Consider the following 15,122-nt stretch of genomic DNA (forward strand, 5'->3'; position numbering starts at 1 on the left):
ATTTTTACTTAGCCAGCGAACAATTTTGCACAGTTATTTTCGAATCAGAACACTAGAATAACCCCCATCTTTTTCGGAGCCAGAGCCTTTATGTCAGATCCGGTTGACGCCCAAGGGCTGTCAGATTTACCGCTGGAAGACTTGGTGGCCTGTCACGAGTGCGACTTGCTGATGCGCAAGCCCAAGCTTGCCTATGGCGAGAAAGCGCTCTGCCCGCGCTGCGGTTACGAGTTGTACGCCCATCGCCATAATGTGGTGCAGCGCAGCCTTGCCTTGGTGATCGCAGCATTATTGCTGTATATCCCGGCAAACTTTTTACCCATCATGCAACTCAATATCCTCGGACAATCTTCGCAGGATACGGTCTGGAGCGGCGTGCTCGGCTTGTTCAATACGGACATGCAGGGCGTTTCGATCGTCGTATTCCTGTGCAGTATGGCCATTCCGTTGCTGAAGTTGCTGTGCCAGTTATTCGTTTTGCTGACGATCCGTTTCAACATCGGACGCAGTTACGGCTTGCTGCTCTACCGCATTTATCACCACCTCAAAGACTGGGGCATGCTCGAGGTCTACCTCATGGGCGTCCTCGTGGCGATCGTCAAACTGGCGGACATGGCGGCCATCACCGTCGGCCTCGGTCTGGCGTGTTTCATCGGCTTGTTGTTGGTTCAGGTCTGGCTGGAAGTGGTGATGTCACCGCATCAGATCTGGCAGGCGTTATCAGGAGAGGATGCCCATGCGGGCGATTGATGCGGGTATTCTGATCTGTACCGAATGCCATGAATTGAACAAACAGGATGCGGACACCGACGAGCAGACCTGCACCCGTTGCGGTGCGCTGGTTCACGCTCGTCGTCCGAACAGTCTGGCCCGAACCTGGGCCCTGCTGATCACGGCTGCGATTATCTATATTCCGGCCAACGTGTTGCCGATCATGACCGTCAGCTCTTTGGGTCAGGGCGACCCTAGCACCATCATGTCCGGCGTGATCCAGTTGGTGCAGCACGGCATGATCCCGATTGCCGCCGTGGTGTTCATCGCCAGTATTCTGGTGCCGACCTTCAAGCTGGTGGGCATCGCGTTGTTGCTGTTTTCGGTGCAGCGACGCCAGCCATTGTCCGCACGGCAGCGGATCTGGATGTACCGCTTCATCGAGTTCATCGGTCGCTGGTCGATGCTCGATATCTTTGTGATCGCCATTCTGGTGGCGGTCGTCAACTTCGGCCGGCTTGCCAGTGTCGAAGCCAACCTTGGCGCCATCGCCTTCGCCAGTGTGGTGATTCTGACGATGCTTGCCGCAGTAACTTTCGATCCCCGACTGATTTGGGATAACACGGAGTCGGACGACGACCATGACTGATTTGCCTGTAGCGAAAACCCGACCGGCCTCCAACTGGTCTGCCATCTGGGTACTGCCTCTGATTGCCCTGATCATCGGCGGCTGGCTGGGCTGGCGTGCCTACAACGAAACCGGCATCGAGATTCAGGTGCGTTTCGAAAGCGGTGAAGGCATCCAGGCCAACAAGACCGAAGTGGTCTACAAGGGCATGCCAGTGGGTAAAGTGAAGACACTCAAACTGGATGACGAAGGCAACTCCAAAGGGGTGATTGCCACCGTCGAGATGAACAAGGACGTCGAGCAATACCTCAAGACCAGCACGCGTTTCTGGCTGGTAAAACCGAGCGTGACGCTGGCCGGTATCACCGGTCTGGAAACCCTGGTCTCGGGTAACTACGTGGCCATCAGTCCCGGTGAAGGCGAGCCGACCCGCAAGTTCAAGGCACTCGCCGAAGAGCCGCCGCTATCGGACTCCAAGCCCGGCCTGCACCTGACCATCAAGGCCGATCGTCTCGGTTCGCTGAACCGCGGCAGTCCGGTGTTCTACAAGCAGATCAAGGTCGGTCAGATCAAAAGCTACGTGCTGTCTGAAGACCAGAGCACCGTTGAACTCAAAGTGTTCATCGAGCCGACCTACGCCAAACTGGTGCGCAAACACACGCGCTTCTGGAACGCCAGTGGCATCAGCATCGACGCCAACCTGTCGGGGGTGAAGGTTCGCAGCGAGTCTCTGGCGAGCATCGTCGCCGGTGGTATTGCCTTCGCCACTCCGGAGAATCGCAAGGACAGTCCGCCTACTGATCCAAGCCTGCCGTTCCGTCTGTATGAGGACTTCGACGCCGCCGCTGCCGGCATCCGGGTCAAGGTCAAACTCAGCGACTTCGAAGGCCTGCAGGCCGGCCGTACGCCGGTGATGTACAAGGGTATTCAGGTCGGCAACATGAAAGCGTTGAAAATCGATCCGGATCTGAATAGCGCCACGGCCGAGCTGACGCTGGATCCTCTGGCGGAAGACTATCTGGTCGAAGGCACGCAGTTCTGGGTGGTCAAACCGTCGATTTCCCTGGCCGGTATCACCGGGCTCGAAGCGTTGGTCAAAGGTAACTACATCGCCGTGCGTCCGGGCGACAAAGGTGCCGCGCCGAAACGCGAGTTCGAGGCGCGGCCAAAAGCGCCGCCGCTGGATCTGCGTTCGCCGGGTCTGCACTTGGTGCTGTTCACCGATGTTCTCGGTTCGATCGAAGTCGGCAGTCCGATTCTGTACAAGCAGGTCAAGGTCGGTTCGGTTCAGAGCTATCAGTTCTCCAAGACCAAAAAACAAATCGTCATTGGCGTGCATATCGAGAAGGAATACGAAAACCTGGTCAACGCGTCGACACACTTCTGGAATGTCAGCGGCATCACCCTCACTGGTGGTCTGACCGGCGGGATTCAGGTCAAGAGCGAGTCGTTGCAGACGTTGATGGCCGGCGGCATTGCCTTCGAAACACCGCAAGCCAAAGCGCCGCTGCAAAAGCGTATTCCGCGCTTCCGTCTGTTCGCCAACCATGACGAGGCCAACCAGAAAGGCACTTTGGTCACGATCAAGGTCGATCGCGCCGATGGTTTGCGTCCGGGCACGCCGATTCGTTTCAAAGGGCTGGATGTCGGCAAGATTGAAGACGTCGATCTGACCGACGATCTGCAAGCCGTGATGATTACCGCGCGGATCACTGAAGTGCCGGAGAAGATTGCCCGGGTCGGCAGTCAGTTCTGGGTGGTCAAGCCAGAGTTGGGACTGATCAAGACGCAGAACCTGGAAACCCTGGTTACCGGGCAGTATGTGGAAGTGCAGCCGGCGGCAAAAAACCTCGGCCCGCAGAAGAACTTCGTTGCGCTCGCCAGTCCGCCGGAAGTCGCCAAACAGGAAGCCGGTTTGAGTCTGGTGTTGAGCGCCGCGCGCCGTGGCTCGCTGAAACCGGGCGTACCCGTGACCTACCGAGAAATCACTGTGGGCAAAGTCACGGGCTATGAGCTGGGTCAGACCGCAGATCGCGTCTTGGTGCACATTCTGATCGAGCCGAAGTACGCGCCGCTGGTGCGCAGCGGCAGCCGATTCTGGAACACCAGCGGTGTCGGTTTCGACATCGGCTTGTTCAATGGTCTGACGGTGCGCACGGAGTCGCTGGAGACGGCGATTCAGGGTGGCATCGCCTTCGCCACGCCGGACGGTGAGCGCATGGGCAACCCGGCACGACCTGAGCAGACGTTCCCGCTGTTCGACAAGTTCGAGGATGAGTGGCTGACCTGGGCGCCGAAGATTTCGCTCGGTAAGTAATCCGGAATTGATGTGGCGTCTGGGAGGACGCCTTCGCTGGCAAGCCAGCTCCCACAGGGTTTTATGTCGTATACAGAATTTGTGTTTAGCGCAAAAACCTGTGGGAGCTGGCTTGCCAGCGATGAAGTCCTCTAAGTCAGCACAAACCCAAAGCCATAAAAAAGGGCCGCGATCCCAACAGATCGCGGCCCTTTTTTTGCCTTCAGCTAAAGTCGATCAAACCTCATCCAGCTCCGGCTCATCGGCTTGCACATTGACGGTGGCCTTCACCACATCATGGCGGCGGATGTACTTCCAGTCCGCCTCGTCGATGTAGATCCCCGCCGGGCCGCTGCCGCCTTCCAGGTCGATGGCGACACTGGCGCAGACCTGCGGCTTCACGCTCGCCAGAATCGGCACGAAGCCCAGTTGCAGGCTGGTTTCCAGCAGCGCGGCCTGGTTCTTCTCGTCGATGTCCGCCGCCTCGTCGAGGTAGTAAGGCAAGCGCACGCGACCGGCCAGGTCGCGATCCATCAAGTGCAGCAACAAGTACATGTTGGTCAGCGCCTTGATGGTCATGGTGGTGCCGTTGGAGGCCGCGCCGTCGATGTCGGTGTGAATCACCGGCTGACCGTTGACCTTGGTGATCTCGAACGCCAGTTCGAACAAGTCCTTGAGACCGAGCTGGTTGTGGTTCGCCGCCACCAGCCGCGCCAGGTACTCCTTGGCCTCTTCGTTCTTGTTGTCCTGCTCCGCGCTCTGGCTCAGGTCGAACACCGACAGGGTTTCGCCTTCCTCGTACTGACCGGCACTGTGGATGATCTGGTCGATGTGCTTGAGCGCTTCCTTGTTCGGCGCCAGGACGATGCGGAAGCTCTGCAGGTTGGACACCTGACGCTTGTTGATCTCGCGGTTGAACAGCGCCAGTTGGTGTTCGAGGCTGTCGTAGTCGCTGCGGATGTTGCGCAGGGTCCGGGCGATGTCGGTGACCGCCGCACGCCGTGCCTTGCCCAGCGTCAGGGCTTCATCGGTACGGTGCGCGTAAGCGTTGATCAGCAGCGACAGACGGCGCTCCATGTCGTCTTCGCTGTCGAACTTGGCCACGCCTTTGAGGCGTACTTGCGCGTACAGCGCTTCGATCTGCCCGTCAGCGCGCAGCAAGCCTTGCCAGCTGTCCTGATAGTCGTTGAGCAGCGGCAGCAGGTTGTCCATCGAGTCGTCGACCGGATCCATGAACGGCGTACCGAACGGCAGATCCGCCGGCAGCAGCTGACGGCGGCGCAGGGCATCGTCGAGGGTGCGCTGCTTGGCTTCCATGTCGGCGATCTGCCGACCGACCAGTTGCAGCTTGGCTGACAGCTGCTGGACGCGCTCGGTGAACGCATCGCTGGAGCGCTTGAGTTCGTCCTGCGCGGCTTCCATCTGCGCCAGTTGCTCGAGCTTGTCGCCTTCTTCGGCGCTCAGCGTCTGGGTACGGCGGAAATCTTCCAGGGCTTTCTGCGCATCCAGCACTTGCTGGTAAAGCGCTTCGGTCTGGGTCTTGCTCGCGGCGCGGTCGGCGGCCACGGCTTGCTGGGTCTTGAGTTGCTTGAGTTCTTTTTCCAGACGCTCTTTCTGGTCACGCAGCGCGGCGCGGTCGGCCAGCGCTTGCAGGGCCGGCGGCTCGATGTGCGAGATGTCGATCGACAAGCCCGGCACTTCGAAACGCTCGCCCTTGAACCCATCGAGGATCAGCTCGACCGATTTGACCCATTCGCCATCCTCGTCGAGGGTGATGCCGTGCTCGCCCAGCGGCAGGCTGAACAGCGTGCTGTTGAACAGGCGCATGAGGCGTTCGACGTCCTGCTGCGAGAACTCCTCACGCAGGCGCGCATAGCTGTTGTTGTCGGCGTGATCGAGTTGCTGTTTCACTGACTTCAGGCGTTTTTCCAGATCGCGCAGACGCTCTTCCAGATCCTCGGCGCTGAACTGCCGCGACTGTGCCAGCGCACCGGCCAGTTCGTCGTGGGCATCCTTGGCGGCGAGCAGTTGCTGCTCCAGCACTTTGACGTCATCGACCAGTGCGAAGCGGTTCTTCAGCACCGACAACTCACCGAGCCAGCGTTGGATACCGGAAATTTCCCGCTCCAGACGCATCAGTTCCTGCGTGCCGCCGCGCTGATCGTTTTGCAGATCGTCCTGCTCGCGACGGTAGTGCTCGGCCTGAATAGTCAGCTCTTCCTTGCGCGCCGTGGCGTAGTCCGACCAGGTGCCGAGCAACGAGTCGAGCAACGGCGACAGGCGATGCAGTTTGCCGCGCAGCACGTCGCGCTGTTTCACCCCGTTGGCCAAGGCTTCGACCAGCGGGCCGGCGGCGACCAGCGAGTTGTAGTCCTGCTCCATCCGGCGCACATCGCGGAAGGCTTCTTCGCACGCGGCGATGTAGTCGACGCTGCCGGAACGCAGGCTGTGCTCGAAGGCATCGAGGAACAGTTGCTTCAACTTGGCCGCAGTGATTTCGCGCATGTGCAGCAGGTTGATGAACAGCGCGCGGAAGGTTTTCAGGCTCTGCTCGCTGGTGGAGCGCAGCGGGATCAGGGTCAGGTCCAGCGGGATCGAAGTGTGCCCGCCCACCAGCAAACGACGCAGTTCGTCCGGCTTGAGTTCGTAGGCTTTCAGGCCTTCTTTCTCAAGGTTGCTGAACAGCTCTTTCTGCCGCAGGCAGGTGTCGTTCTTCTGGTAATGCGCCAGATCCAGCTTGCCGGCATAAGCGAAGAACTGGTGACCGAAACCACCACCCGGGCCGCGACCGACCACACCGATCACGTGCGGACCGTGGGGCAGATTGACTTCGACGAGGATGTAACTGGTGTCGGAGGCAAAGTAGAAACGCCGCGATTGTTCCAGGCTGTACTTGCCGAAACTCATGTCCGACATGCGCGCCAGAATCGGGAACTGCAAGGCGTTGATCGACGCCGACTTACCGAGGTTGTTCGCGCCGTAAACCGACAGCGGTTCTTCCAGCGGGAACAGGCCGAGGCTGTAACCGGCGGTGTTCAAAAGAGCAAAGCGGCGGATGCCGTAGCGTTCCTGGCTCATGCGTCGGACTCCTGTTCTTCGGCAATGGCGCGGGCCAGTGCGTCTTCTTCGCTCTCTTCTTCTTCGAATTCGGACAGATCAAGCGGATCGTCGGTCTCGAGGAATTTCGCTTCGGCTTCTTCGTCGATCAGCACCGGTGCCGGCAGCGGCAGCACGCTGTGCACGCTGGCTGCCAGATCGCGGTCCTGCTGCACCGACAGGCACACGTCGAGGAAGCGGTGCATCGGCGGCAGGAAGCGGTACACGCCGTTTTCTTCGCCGGCGAAACCGAGCTGGGTCATGCGGCGCATGATCTTTTCTTCGAGTTCTTCGACGGTCTGCACTTCGGCCTGGATGAACAGGTCGCGGTATTTCTCCAGCAACGACGGCAGTTCTTCACGGCCGAGGCTGCCGCCGTCGAGCACGGCGATCGGATCGCGGCCCTGATCGGCCAGATGCTCGACGAGAATGAAGGTGAACAGCGCCAGACGCTGGGCCGTCTTGTTCACCGCTGCTGCGGCCATGTCCGGCACGAAGTAGTAGAAGCCACGGGTGTCGCAGACCAGCTCGAACCCCAGCGCCTTGAACAGCGTGCGGTATTGATCCTGGAAGTTCGACAGTTGCGCGTACAGTTCCGGGTCGCGGCGGCTGACGTGGTAGCCCTTGAACAGCTCACGGAAGATCGGCGCCAGTTGGGACAGTTCGGATAGATCAAGATGCATTGGGGATGCTCGCAGAATCCTCGGCGGCGGCAGGGTCGCGGGCCGAGAGCAGGGCGAAGGAGCGCAGGCTGACCTGGTGCTCGTGAGTGTGGTATTCGCGGCGTTCCAGACGCTCGCGGGTGAAGCGTTTTTCCCGCGACAGACGCGAGAACCAGTAGAGCAATTCGTCGGTGGCGCCGTCCGGTTCCTGCTCCAGCAACCAGGTCATCAGATCCGGCATCGGCAGGGACTCTTCGCAACGCTCGACCATCTCGCGCACGGTGCGCGGTGCACGCGGGGCATCGCCGGATTTCTGGGTCTTGTGCGCCTTGGGGAAACGCGCTGGTTTCGGCTCGAAACGCGCCAGGGCGTAGACGTAGGCCTCGACCTGACTGGCGCTGCCGAGGAAGGTGCTTTGCGGCCGGGTGAACAGCGGCATCGCCGCTTGCGGCACGGCATCGATGCCTTTGCGACGAATCGCCGCCAGCGCCAGCGCGGCGCCTCGGGTCACGGCGTTGTGCCGGCGCGCCTCTTCACGCAGCGGCAGCAGCAGTTCGCGGGCGTGGCGCAGGGTCAGCTGGGCGCTGGTCTGCATTTCGAGAATACGCGCGTGGGTGCGCAGCAGCATGTCGTCGTCGACCAGATGGCCGAGGCGCTGCTGTTCGCTGAGCATCTTCAGCAGCACGGTTTCGACCTTGCGCACGCCTTGTTCGAAGGCGCCGTCGGCGTTCACCAGATCGATCATCGGCTCGACGTATTCGTCCCAGGTCGCCAGCACTTCGGCATAACGCTGACGCAGCGGAATCTGCCGGTCGCTGGTCTTGGCCCGTTCGGCCACGGCCACCAGCGCCTGTTCGTCGTTGTCGAGTTTCTTCAGTACGTCGCGCACGCGCATGTCGAGCAAACGCAGCTGACGGGCGAGGTCGTTGCCGTCGCGCACTTCGAACGCGTCCTGAATGTAGCCGGCCAGCCGTTCGAGGTGGCGCAGATAGGCTTCGATTTCCAGGCACAGTCCCAGACGGTGCTCACGACGCAGGTAGGCGAGGAAGTCGTGGATCTGCGCGTTGAGCTCGAAACGGTTCGGGCTTTTCGCCACGGGCACCAGAATGTCCAGGCGAATCCACACGTCGAGCAGGCTGGTGATGTCCTGCGGCGTGCTGTCCAGTTGTTGGGCGGCCAGTTGCGTGCGCAGTTCGTTGAGGCTCAGGGTGCCCTGGTCGAAGTGCTCGCACAGTGGCTCCAGAAGTGCCCAGTGTTCAGCGAGGGCGCGCAAGACGCGCTTGGGTTCGATCATCGGAATGGCCGGCTGGTTGGCGATTAAAAGCCGCGATTGTACTGCATCGGGAGGGATGCGATTCACTCTCGGGACGGGCTGTCGCATTTTCTCAGGGAGCGAGCCCCGGTAAAGGCTATCGATCAACAGCAAGCGATCTTGAACGAAGGGCGGTAGAATCAGCCCACTTTCAGTTATCCACAAGTGGCCGACCCTTTGCTTATCGAGTCCCGCCGCCGCGCCTATTTGAACGCCATGCAGGTGGTCAACTGGCTGCCGCGCACCGAATTGCCTTTCGCCGCCCCGTCGCGGCCCAAGCTGCTGGACATGCCCGAGCCTGAGCCAGAGGTCGCGGTGATGCCGGTTGTGCAGGCCGAAGCTCCTGCGCAGCCTGCCGCCCGTCCGGTCGAACGGCCTAAGATCGAAGTGCCGCGCCCGTCGCTGGCCAGTACGCGCAATGGCGCCAAACCGGTGGAAGAGGTCGAAGAGGCACCAGTTGTCGCCAGACCCGCGCCGGTGCCGCCCCCGCGTTTCGCCCTGCAATTGCTGCGCGCCGGGGCTTGCCTGCTGCTGGTGGAGTTACCCACAGGCGAAGCGTTCCAGAGCCGCGATCCGGCCTATCTGCTGCTTAAAGACATGTTGCGCGCCGCCGGTCTGCCGGATGCGCCACAAATTGTCGGCGAGCCGGTGCGCTGGCCGTGGCTGAACCGCGGCACCATGGATCAAGGCCCGGAGGCGGCGCGCGACTTCGTTCAAGGCTTCCTTTCAGTGCAAATGGAAGCGGCACCTTGCGCCTGCCTGTGGCTGATCGGCCTGCCGGCGGTGCGCTTTGCCGGTGAAGCGGATGCTGCAGCATTCAATCGTGAATTGCAGATCGAAGGCCTTGGCCTGGCCTGGGCCATTCCCGGTCTGGAATTGTTAATGGAAGAGCCACAGCGCAAAGCCGCTGTGTGGCAAGCCATGCGTCGGCTGATGGCGCGCTGGAAACCATCGAATGAGTGAAGCTGTATCGTTCCGCCCGATGACCGAGGCGGACCTGGACGCGGTATTGAAGATCGAATACGCCGCGTACAGCCATCCCTGGACCCGCGGGATTTTTCTCGACGGGCTGGGCAAGTATCAAATCTGGCTGATGTTCGAAGGCCAGCAGCAGGTCGGCCATGGCGTGGTGCAGATCATTCTGGATGAGGCACACCTGCTGAATATCACGGTCAAGCCGGAAAATCAGGGGCGTGGGCTGGGGCTGACGTTGCTGGAGCATCTGATGTCGCGAGCGTATGCGGCTGAGGCGCGTGAGTGTTTTCTGGAAGTGCGGGATAGCAACACGGCGGCGTTCAAGCTGTATGAGCGCTATGGATTCAATGAGATTGGCCGGCGCCGGGATTATTATCCGGCGGTGGGCGGGCGTGAAGATGCCGTGGTCATGGCCTGCACGTTGGTCGACTAAGCGTTAAGAGCATCGCGAGCAGGCTCACTCCTACAGAGAATGCATTGCACAATGTAGGAGTGAGCCTGCTCGCGATGGCGGTTGATCAGACAACAACGATCAGCGGTTGCCATCCAGCGGATCACGCCGCGCCAGCTCCGCCTCATCCAGACCATTGCCGCCGCCGATGTCGTCTTCATCGACAATGCTCAGATCCCAATCCGCCTGATTGCCTTCGCCAGCCTCTTCGGCATCGCGCGCGCCGTCTTCATGAATCAGTGTTTCCGGACTCATATCGTCGTCGGTCGGCTCATGATCCGCCGTCGATGCACCGGTAAACCCGGCCTCGCGCACTCTTTCGTTGGGCATCAGTTGCTTGCGTTCACGTTCCGGAATCTCGTCGCCAATCTTGGCGCTGGGTTCGTCTTCATCGAAATCCAGCTCGTGCACCGAGCCCATGCGGTCTTCGTTGTCATCGATGGGTTCCGGTTGCACCGCATCGTACGGACGTCGTGAATCAGTCATGGCAAATCCTCATACTGTGGGCCTTACTGAGTGGACTCACCGGGCACCCGAGAATTCCAAAGAAAAACACCGGCGATTCTCGCGTGACCCCGACCGGCGGTCGTCTGTCATACCAGCGCATCTTTCTTGAGGCCTTAACCATGCACGACTTACAAGACCTGATTGATAACAACGAGCGTTGGGCTGACGCGATCACCAAGGAAGACCCGGATTTCTTCGCCAAGCTGGCGCGCCAGCAGACCCCGGAATATCTGTGGATCGGCTGCTCCGACGCACGGGTGCCGGCCAACGAGATCGTCGGCATGCTGCCGGGCGATCTGTTCGTACACCGCAACGTCGCCAACGTGGTGCTGCACACTGACCTCAATTGCCTGTCGGTGATCCAGTACGCAGTCGATGTGCTCAAGGTCAAACACATCCTCGTCACCGGCCACTACGGTTGCGGCGGCGTGCGCGCCTCGATGCAGGATCGCCAGTTCGGCCTGATCGACGGCTGGCTGCGCTCGATCCGCGATCTGTATTACGAAAAACGAGAAGAACTGGCCAAGCTGCCCACCGAGGAAGAGCAGGTCGACCGGCTGTGCGAGCTCAACGTCGTCCAGCAAGTGGCCAACGTCGCCCACACCAGCATCATCCAGAACGCCTGGCATCGCGGGCAGAGCCTGTCGATTCATGGCTGCATCTACGGCATCAAGGACGGGCGCTGGAAAAGCCTGAACACCACCATCAGCGGTTTCGAGCAACTGCCGCCGCAATATCGCCTGCGTCCGGTCGGAGCGTTGTAATCCCGATCAGTGCGCGTGCCGCCAGTGCTGCAAAAAGTGCTGGCCCTCGATACTGGGTGGCTCGTCGTAACCGGTGATCCACCCCCGACAGCGCGGCGAGCCACAGGTGCAGGCGAATTGCTGCAGCAAACGGTCTTCGGTGGAGGCGAAGTCGATGGTCAGGCGTTCACCCGGCTGGATGTCGCGCAGCGCCCACAGCCACAGTTCACTCATGTCCAGAAATACATTCGGATCGCAGGCATGTTCGAGCAATCCGCAAAAGCGCGGGTCGTAGATATGGATGCCGGCCAGTAGCTGGCGGGTCTGGCGACAGCGATAGGGCAGCAATTGCCCGGACACCCGACACATCCGGGTGATGCGCAAGAATGCCCGGCGCGCCACCACTGCCGCGCGACCATGGCTGTTCTGAACGATTTGGAAATCCTCAGTCGAGGGGAAACCCAACCGTACCGGCAACCCGGCAAACGGGTAGATACCCGGTGTGTCGCGGGGGATGGGGTGTTGATGTGCCTGGTTGTTCATAACGATCCCTGTCGGCAAATGCTGCGACTTCCCCGGTCTGACGTCCTGTCAGCGCTGCAGCATGTTTGGATCCAATGTTCCGGTGTATCTCTCAAACCGTCTACTGTCAGATCTGACAGGCGTAATCCGCTGCTTCCCGCGTCAGCATTGACTGACACGGGAAGCTTTTTCAGCGGATCAGAGGTGTGGTGCGGGAACGGCGGCGTCCGGCAATTCGCCCTGAAGCTGTTGCAGCTGCGCCTTGATCGGCGTGGTCGAGCACTTGGCGGCAGCATCCGCCGGGCTCAGGTTGCGGATCGAGGTGTAGAACAGCTCACAGGTTTTGACCTTCTGCGTCACTTGCCAGGTCTGCTTGCAGCTGTCGAGCAGGATTTTCGCATCGGTACCGGGTTTGCTGCCCATTCCGGCCTGCCAGCAAGCGGCGCTCAAGTCCTGACCCATGACCTTCAAACCGGCGGCATCGGCTTTTGCTTCATCGCCGTCGTAGCTCGCCGGATCGGCGGCGTACCAGATGTAGCTCGGGTGGTTCGAACCCAGCACCGGCACGTTCACCCCTGCACTCGGGCTGATAGTCGCCAGACCCAATACCGCCACGGTCGGGCCGTATTGCTGCTTGATCCAGTTGCGCACCGGCGCACCGAAAGCGACCATCGGCAGGGTGCTACCGGCGCTGGTCTGGCTGAACTGCTTAACCAGCGTTGTCTGGTAATCCTTGAAGTAGTCGTAGACGCCTTCCAGATCACTGCCGGCATTGGACGGCGCGGCGATTGGTGCGATGTCGATGATGGTCTGATAGGCCGGCGTCTGGTCAGCCGGGATGCCGTTGGCGGTCAGCAGCGTGGCCCAGCGGTCGGTGGTGTTCGAGCGCAGATAATCCTGGGCCTGGGTCAGCGAATAGTCCGGCGGGAAGTGCAGCAATTCGACGCTCTTGCGGTTTTCCAGGGCCATGCCCAACGGCAGGAACAGATACCAGCTGTACGCCCACTTGCCATCGGCGTTGAGCTTGCTGGCGCCGGTATAGGCCAGATCCCCGGCGTCGAGCAGCGCCGACAGCGGCTTGTCGTAACCTTTGGGCACGCCGCTGATCTCGGCGTAAATTTGCCCGTTATCGTTCTTCACCAGCACCTTGGCATTGGTGTAACCATCGCGCTGCACGCTCTGGCTCAGGTAATGGGCGACGGTCTGTTCCAGCGACCAGTTGCGATAGCAGATCACGCTGCAGTTGTTGGGGTAGGCGAAGAGGCGGGTGACGCGTTCGGTGCTGCCCAGCTTCAGATCGACATCGGCGTGGGCCGCCGCGCTCAGGGTGAGCGCGGCGAGGGTGAAGGCTGCGGAGGTCAGTCCTGCGAGTTTGAACATGCTCAGATCCTTTTCAGCGTGGGTTCCCCGGGATTTCGGGGCGCTTCATATTGGATCAGCCGTGTTGCACAGAGAAGCCGTCATTCACGGATTTTTGCGTCAGCCCGCAGCATTGGTTTTTCAAACCTGAAAATGCAGGGCGTTGGTCAGATCGCCCATGGGTTTCTGGCCGCGTGCGATCATCGCTTCATCGCGCTGCTTGAGGCCGTCGAGGGTTTCCAGTTGGAACACCCGGGTGATCAGGCGCAGGATCGACGCCGTGTCATAGACCGTATGATCCACCGTGCCTTTGCGGGCGAATGGCGACACCACCAGCGCCGGCACCCGCGACCCCGGGCCCCAGCGATCGCCTTTGGGCGGCGCCACGTGATCCCACCAGCCGCCGTTTTCATCGACAGTGACAACCACCACCATGTTTTTCCACTGCGGACTTTCACGCAGCACTTTCAAGGCGCGGACGATGTGCCGGTCGCCGGAAGCCACGTCGGCGTAACCAGCGTGCATGTTCAGGTTGCCCTGGGGTTTGTAGAAACTCACCGCCGGCAGCTTGCCGGCCTCGGCATCGGCGAAGAATTTGTTGGTACTCGACTCATCGCCAAGACCGGCGTCACGCAGGCGTTTGTTGCGCTCTTGCGGGTTTTCCGGGCCTTGCTGCTTGAAGTAGTTGAACGGCTGGTGGTGATACTGGAAGTTGGGGATCTTCGGAATCCCGCCGGAATCCTTGTACTGCTCCAGCGTCGCCTGCCACGCGCCGGCATACCAGGCCCAGTCGACGTTCTTCTTCGACAGTTTGTCGCCGATGTGCTCGTGGGTCTGCAGCACCATCACGTTGGGCAGATCCGGCTTGGAGTAGGCCGGACGTTCCGGGTCGCGAATCCACGTCGGCCAGTACGGCGGGGCAAGGGTGTTCACACCAAAACCGTCCGGGGTCAGCGCACTCGGGCCGAACTGCGGTGGGCCGATCATGGCACTGGCCGGTGATTGCTCCAGTGGTTTGAGGCGCGGATCGGCGGGGTCAGCGCTTTGCAGTGTGGCGATCTGCGATTTGGCTACCGAATTGGCCGCGTCCGGATAGAACGGCGCGGTGGCGCTGATCAGGTACTGGTGGTTGAGGAACGAGCCGCCGAAAGCGCCCTGGAAGAAGTTGTCGCACAGCACGAATTCTTGCGCCACGTCCCACAGGCGCAGCGAGTAACGACTCTGTGCGTAATGACCCATGGTCAGCCCACCGGAATCGGCCCAGGCGACGAAGCCGTCGTTCTTGCCGCCATTGATCTGCATCTGGTTCTGATAGAACACGTGCCACAAATCGCGGGTCACCAGGCCGAACGGCAGGTCTTCACCGTTCGGGCCTTTGAGGGCGAACGGTGCGTTGGGCAGGTTTTCCTGAAACTGCGTGGCGGCGGGGTAGGTCACGCCATCGAGGGTTTGCGGGCCAATCTGCAACACGCCGCCCCAGGCGGGCGGCAGCGTCTGCAACAGACTGCCGTCGCGGTCACGTTGCTGGTAATCGGCAGGCTTGAGCGATGACAGCGGTTTCTCGACACCGGGGAAATCACCGAACAGGTTGTTGAAGCTGCGGTTCTCGGCGTAGATCACCACCACGGTTTTCACCTGCTCGCGCAGGGCCTTGTCCAGCTCGGCTGGCGTCAGCGGACGCTCGACTGGTTTACCCGGTTGATCGCTGGCGCTGCCACAGCCGGCCAGCGTCGCGCCCACGCCGAGGACGGCAACACCACCGAGGAAGCGGCGGCGGCTGGTGTCGGTGGGGGTGTCGGATTCTGGCGAGGTGGGTTCTTTGTCGTTCGTCTCGTCGTTCATGTCGCGCCCGTTTTGCTT

General features: G+C 60.8%; 13 protein-coding genes. 6 read left to right on the forward strand and 7 right to left on the reverse strand.

From position 1 onward, the window contains the following. Positions 1–90 precede the first annotated feature (90 nt). The 3 genes from PMI25_RS13210 to PMI25_RS13220 are packed head-to-tail and all read left to right on the forward strand — an operon-like array spanning position 91 to position 3,656. A complete protein-coding gene (locus PMI25_RS13210; protein WP_007961512.1) occupies positions 91–750 on the forward strand; it encodes a paraquat-inducible protein A in 660 nt (219 codons plus the stop codon). Next, positions 737–1,360: a paraquat-inducible protein A gene (locus PMI25_RS13215; RefSeq protein WP_007961513.1), complete on the forward strand. Its 624-nt coding sequence runs from the start codon at positions 737–739 to the stop codon at positions 1,358–1,360. Before PMI25_RS13210 ends, PMI25_RS13215 begins: the two co-directional genes overlap by 14 nt. Then, entirely contained in the window at positions 1,353–3,656 is a 2,304-nt protein-coding gene (locus tag PMI25_RS13220) for a PqiB family protein (RefSeq protein WP_007961514.1), read from the forward strand. The genes PMI25_RS13215 and PMI25_RS13220 overlap by 8 nt, the downstream gene beginning before the upstream one ends. Positions 3,657–3,872: 216 nt before the next feature. On the opposite strand, the gene mksF is transcribed toward PMI25_RS13220, so the two are convergent. The 3 genes from mksF to mksB are packed head-to-tail and all read right to left on the reverse strand — an operon-like array spanning position 3,873 to position 8,687. Continuing rightward, positions 3,873–6,713, reverse strand: a complete 2,841-nt coding sequence (gene mksF / locus PMI25_RS13225) for an Mks condensin complex protein MksF (RefSeq protein WP_007961515.1) — start codon at positions 6,711–6,713, stop codon at positions 3,873–3,875. Beyond that, positions 6,710–7,414: an Mks condensin complex protein MksE gene (gene mksE / locus PMI25_RS13230; protein WP_007961517.1), complete on the reverse strand. Its 705-nt coding sequence runs from the start codon at positions 7,412–7,414 to the stop codon at positions 6,710–6,712. Before mksE ends, mksF begins: the two co-directional genes overlap by 4 nt. Beyond that, complete coding sequence (mksB, locus tag PMI25_RS13235; protein ID WP_007961518.1) at positions 7,404–8,687, reverse strand: Mks condensin complex protein MksB; 1,284 nt, start codon at positions 8,685–8,687, stop codon at positions 7,404–7,406. Before mksB ends, mksE begins: the two co-directional genes overlap by 11 nt. Before the next feature lie 234 nt (positions 8,688–8,921). On the opposite strand from mksB, the gene PMI25_RS13240 reads away from it, so the two are divergent. Next, positions 8,922–9,668, forward strand: coding sequence for a hypothetical protein (locus PMI25_RS13240; protein ID WP_007961520.1), 747 nt, complete (start codon positions 8,922–8,924; stop codon positions 9,666–9,668). Continuing rightward, the gene (gene rimI / locus PMI25_RS13245; RefSeq protein WP_007961522.1) at positions 9,661–10,113 is read left to right on the forward strand and encodes a ribosomal protein S18-alanine N-acetyltransferase; all 453 of its coding nucleotides are present in this window, start codon (positions 9,661–9,663) and stop codon (positions 10,111–10,113) included. The genes PMI25_RS13240 and rimI overlap by 8 nt, the downstream gene beginning before the upstream one ends. A gap of 99 nt (positions 10,114–10,212) precedes the next feature. Here the strand turns inward: rimI and PMI25_RS13250 are convergent, their stop codons facing one another. Further along, the gene (locus PMI25_RS13250) at positions 10,213–10,617 is read right to left on the reverse strand and encodes a hypothetical protein (protein WP_007961525.1); all 405 of its coding nucleotides are present in this window, start codon (positions 10,615–10,617) and stop codon (positions 10,213–10,215) included. A gap of 140 nt (positions 10,618–10,757) precedes the next feature. Between PMI25_RS13250 and can the strand changes: the two genes are divergently transcribed. Beyond that, positions 10,758–11,402 (forward strand): carbonate dehydratase, encoded by a 645-nt coding sequence (can, locus tag PMI25_RS13255; protein WP_003228196.1) that lies wholly within the window; start codon positions 10,758–10,760, stop codon positions 11,400–11,402. A gap of 6 nt (positions 11,403–11,408) precedes the next feature. On the opposite strand, the gene PMI25_RS13260 is transcribed toward can, so the two are convergent. From PMI25_RS13260 to acpA, 3 genes are all read right to left on the reverse strand, one after another. Further along, positions 11,409–11,924 (reverse strand): SET domain-containing protein-lysine N-methyltransferase, encoded by a 516-nt coding sequence (locus PMI25_RS13260; protein ID WP_007961528.1) that lies wholly within the window; start codon positions 11,922–11,924, stop codon positions 11,409–11,411. Between the two features lie 177 nt (positions 11,925–12,101). Beyond that, on the reverse strand, positions 12,102–13,283 hold the full coding sequence (locus tag PMI25_RS13265) for a hypothetical protein (protein WP_007961530.1): 1,182 nt from the start codon (positions 13,281–13,283) through the stop codon (positions 12,102–12,104). Between the two features lie 120 nt (positions 13,284–13,403). Continuing rightward, a complete protein-coding gene (gene acpA, locus PMI25_RS13270; RefSeq protein ID WP_007961532.1) occupies positions 13,404–15,104 on the reverse strand; it encodes an acid phosphatase in 1,701 nt (566 codons plus the stop codon). Positions 15,105–15,122 lie beyond the last annotated feature (18 nt).

The organism is Pseudomonas sp. GM30 (assembly GCF_000282275.2).
Lineage (GTDB): Bacteria > Pseudomonadota > Gammaproteobacteria > Pseudomonadales > Pseudomonadaceae > Aquipseudomonas.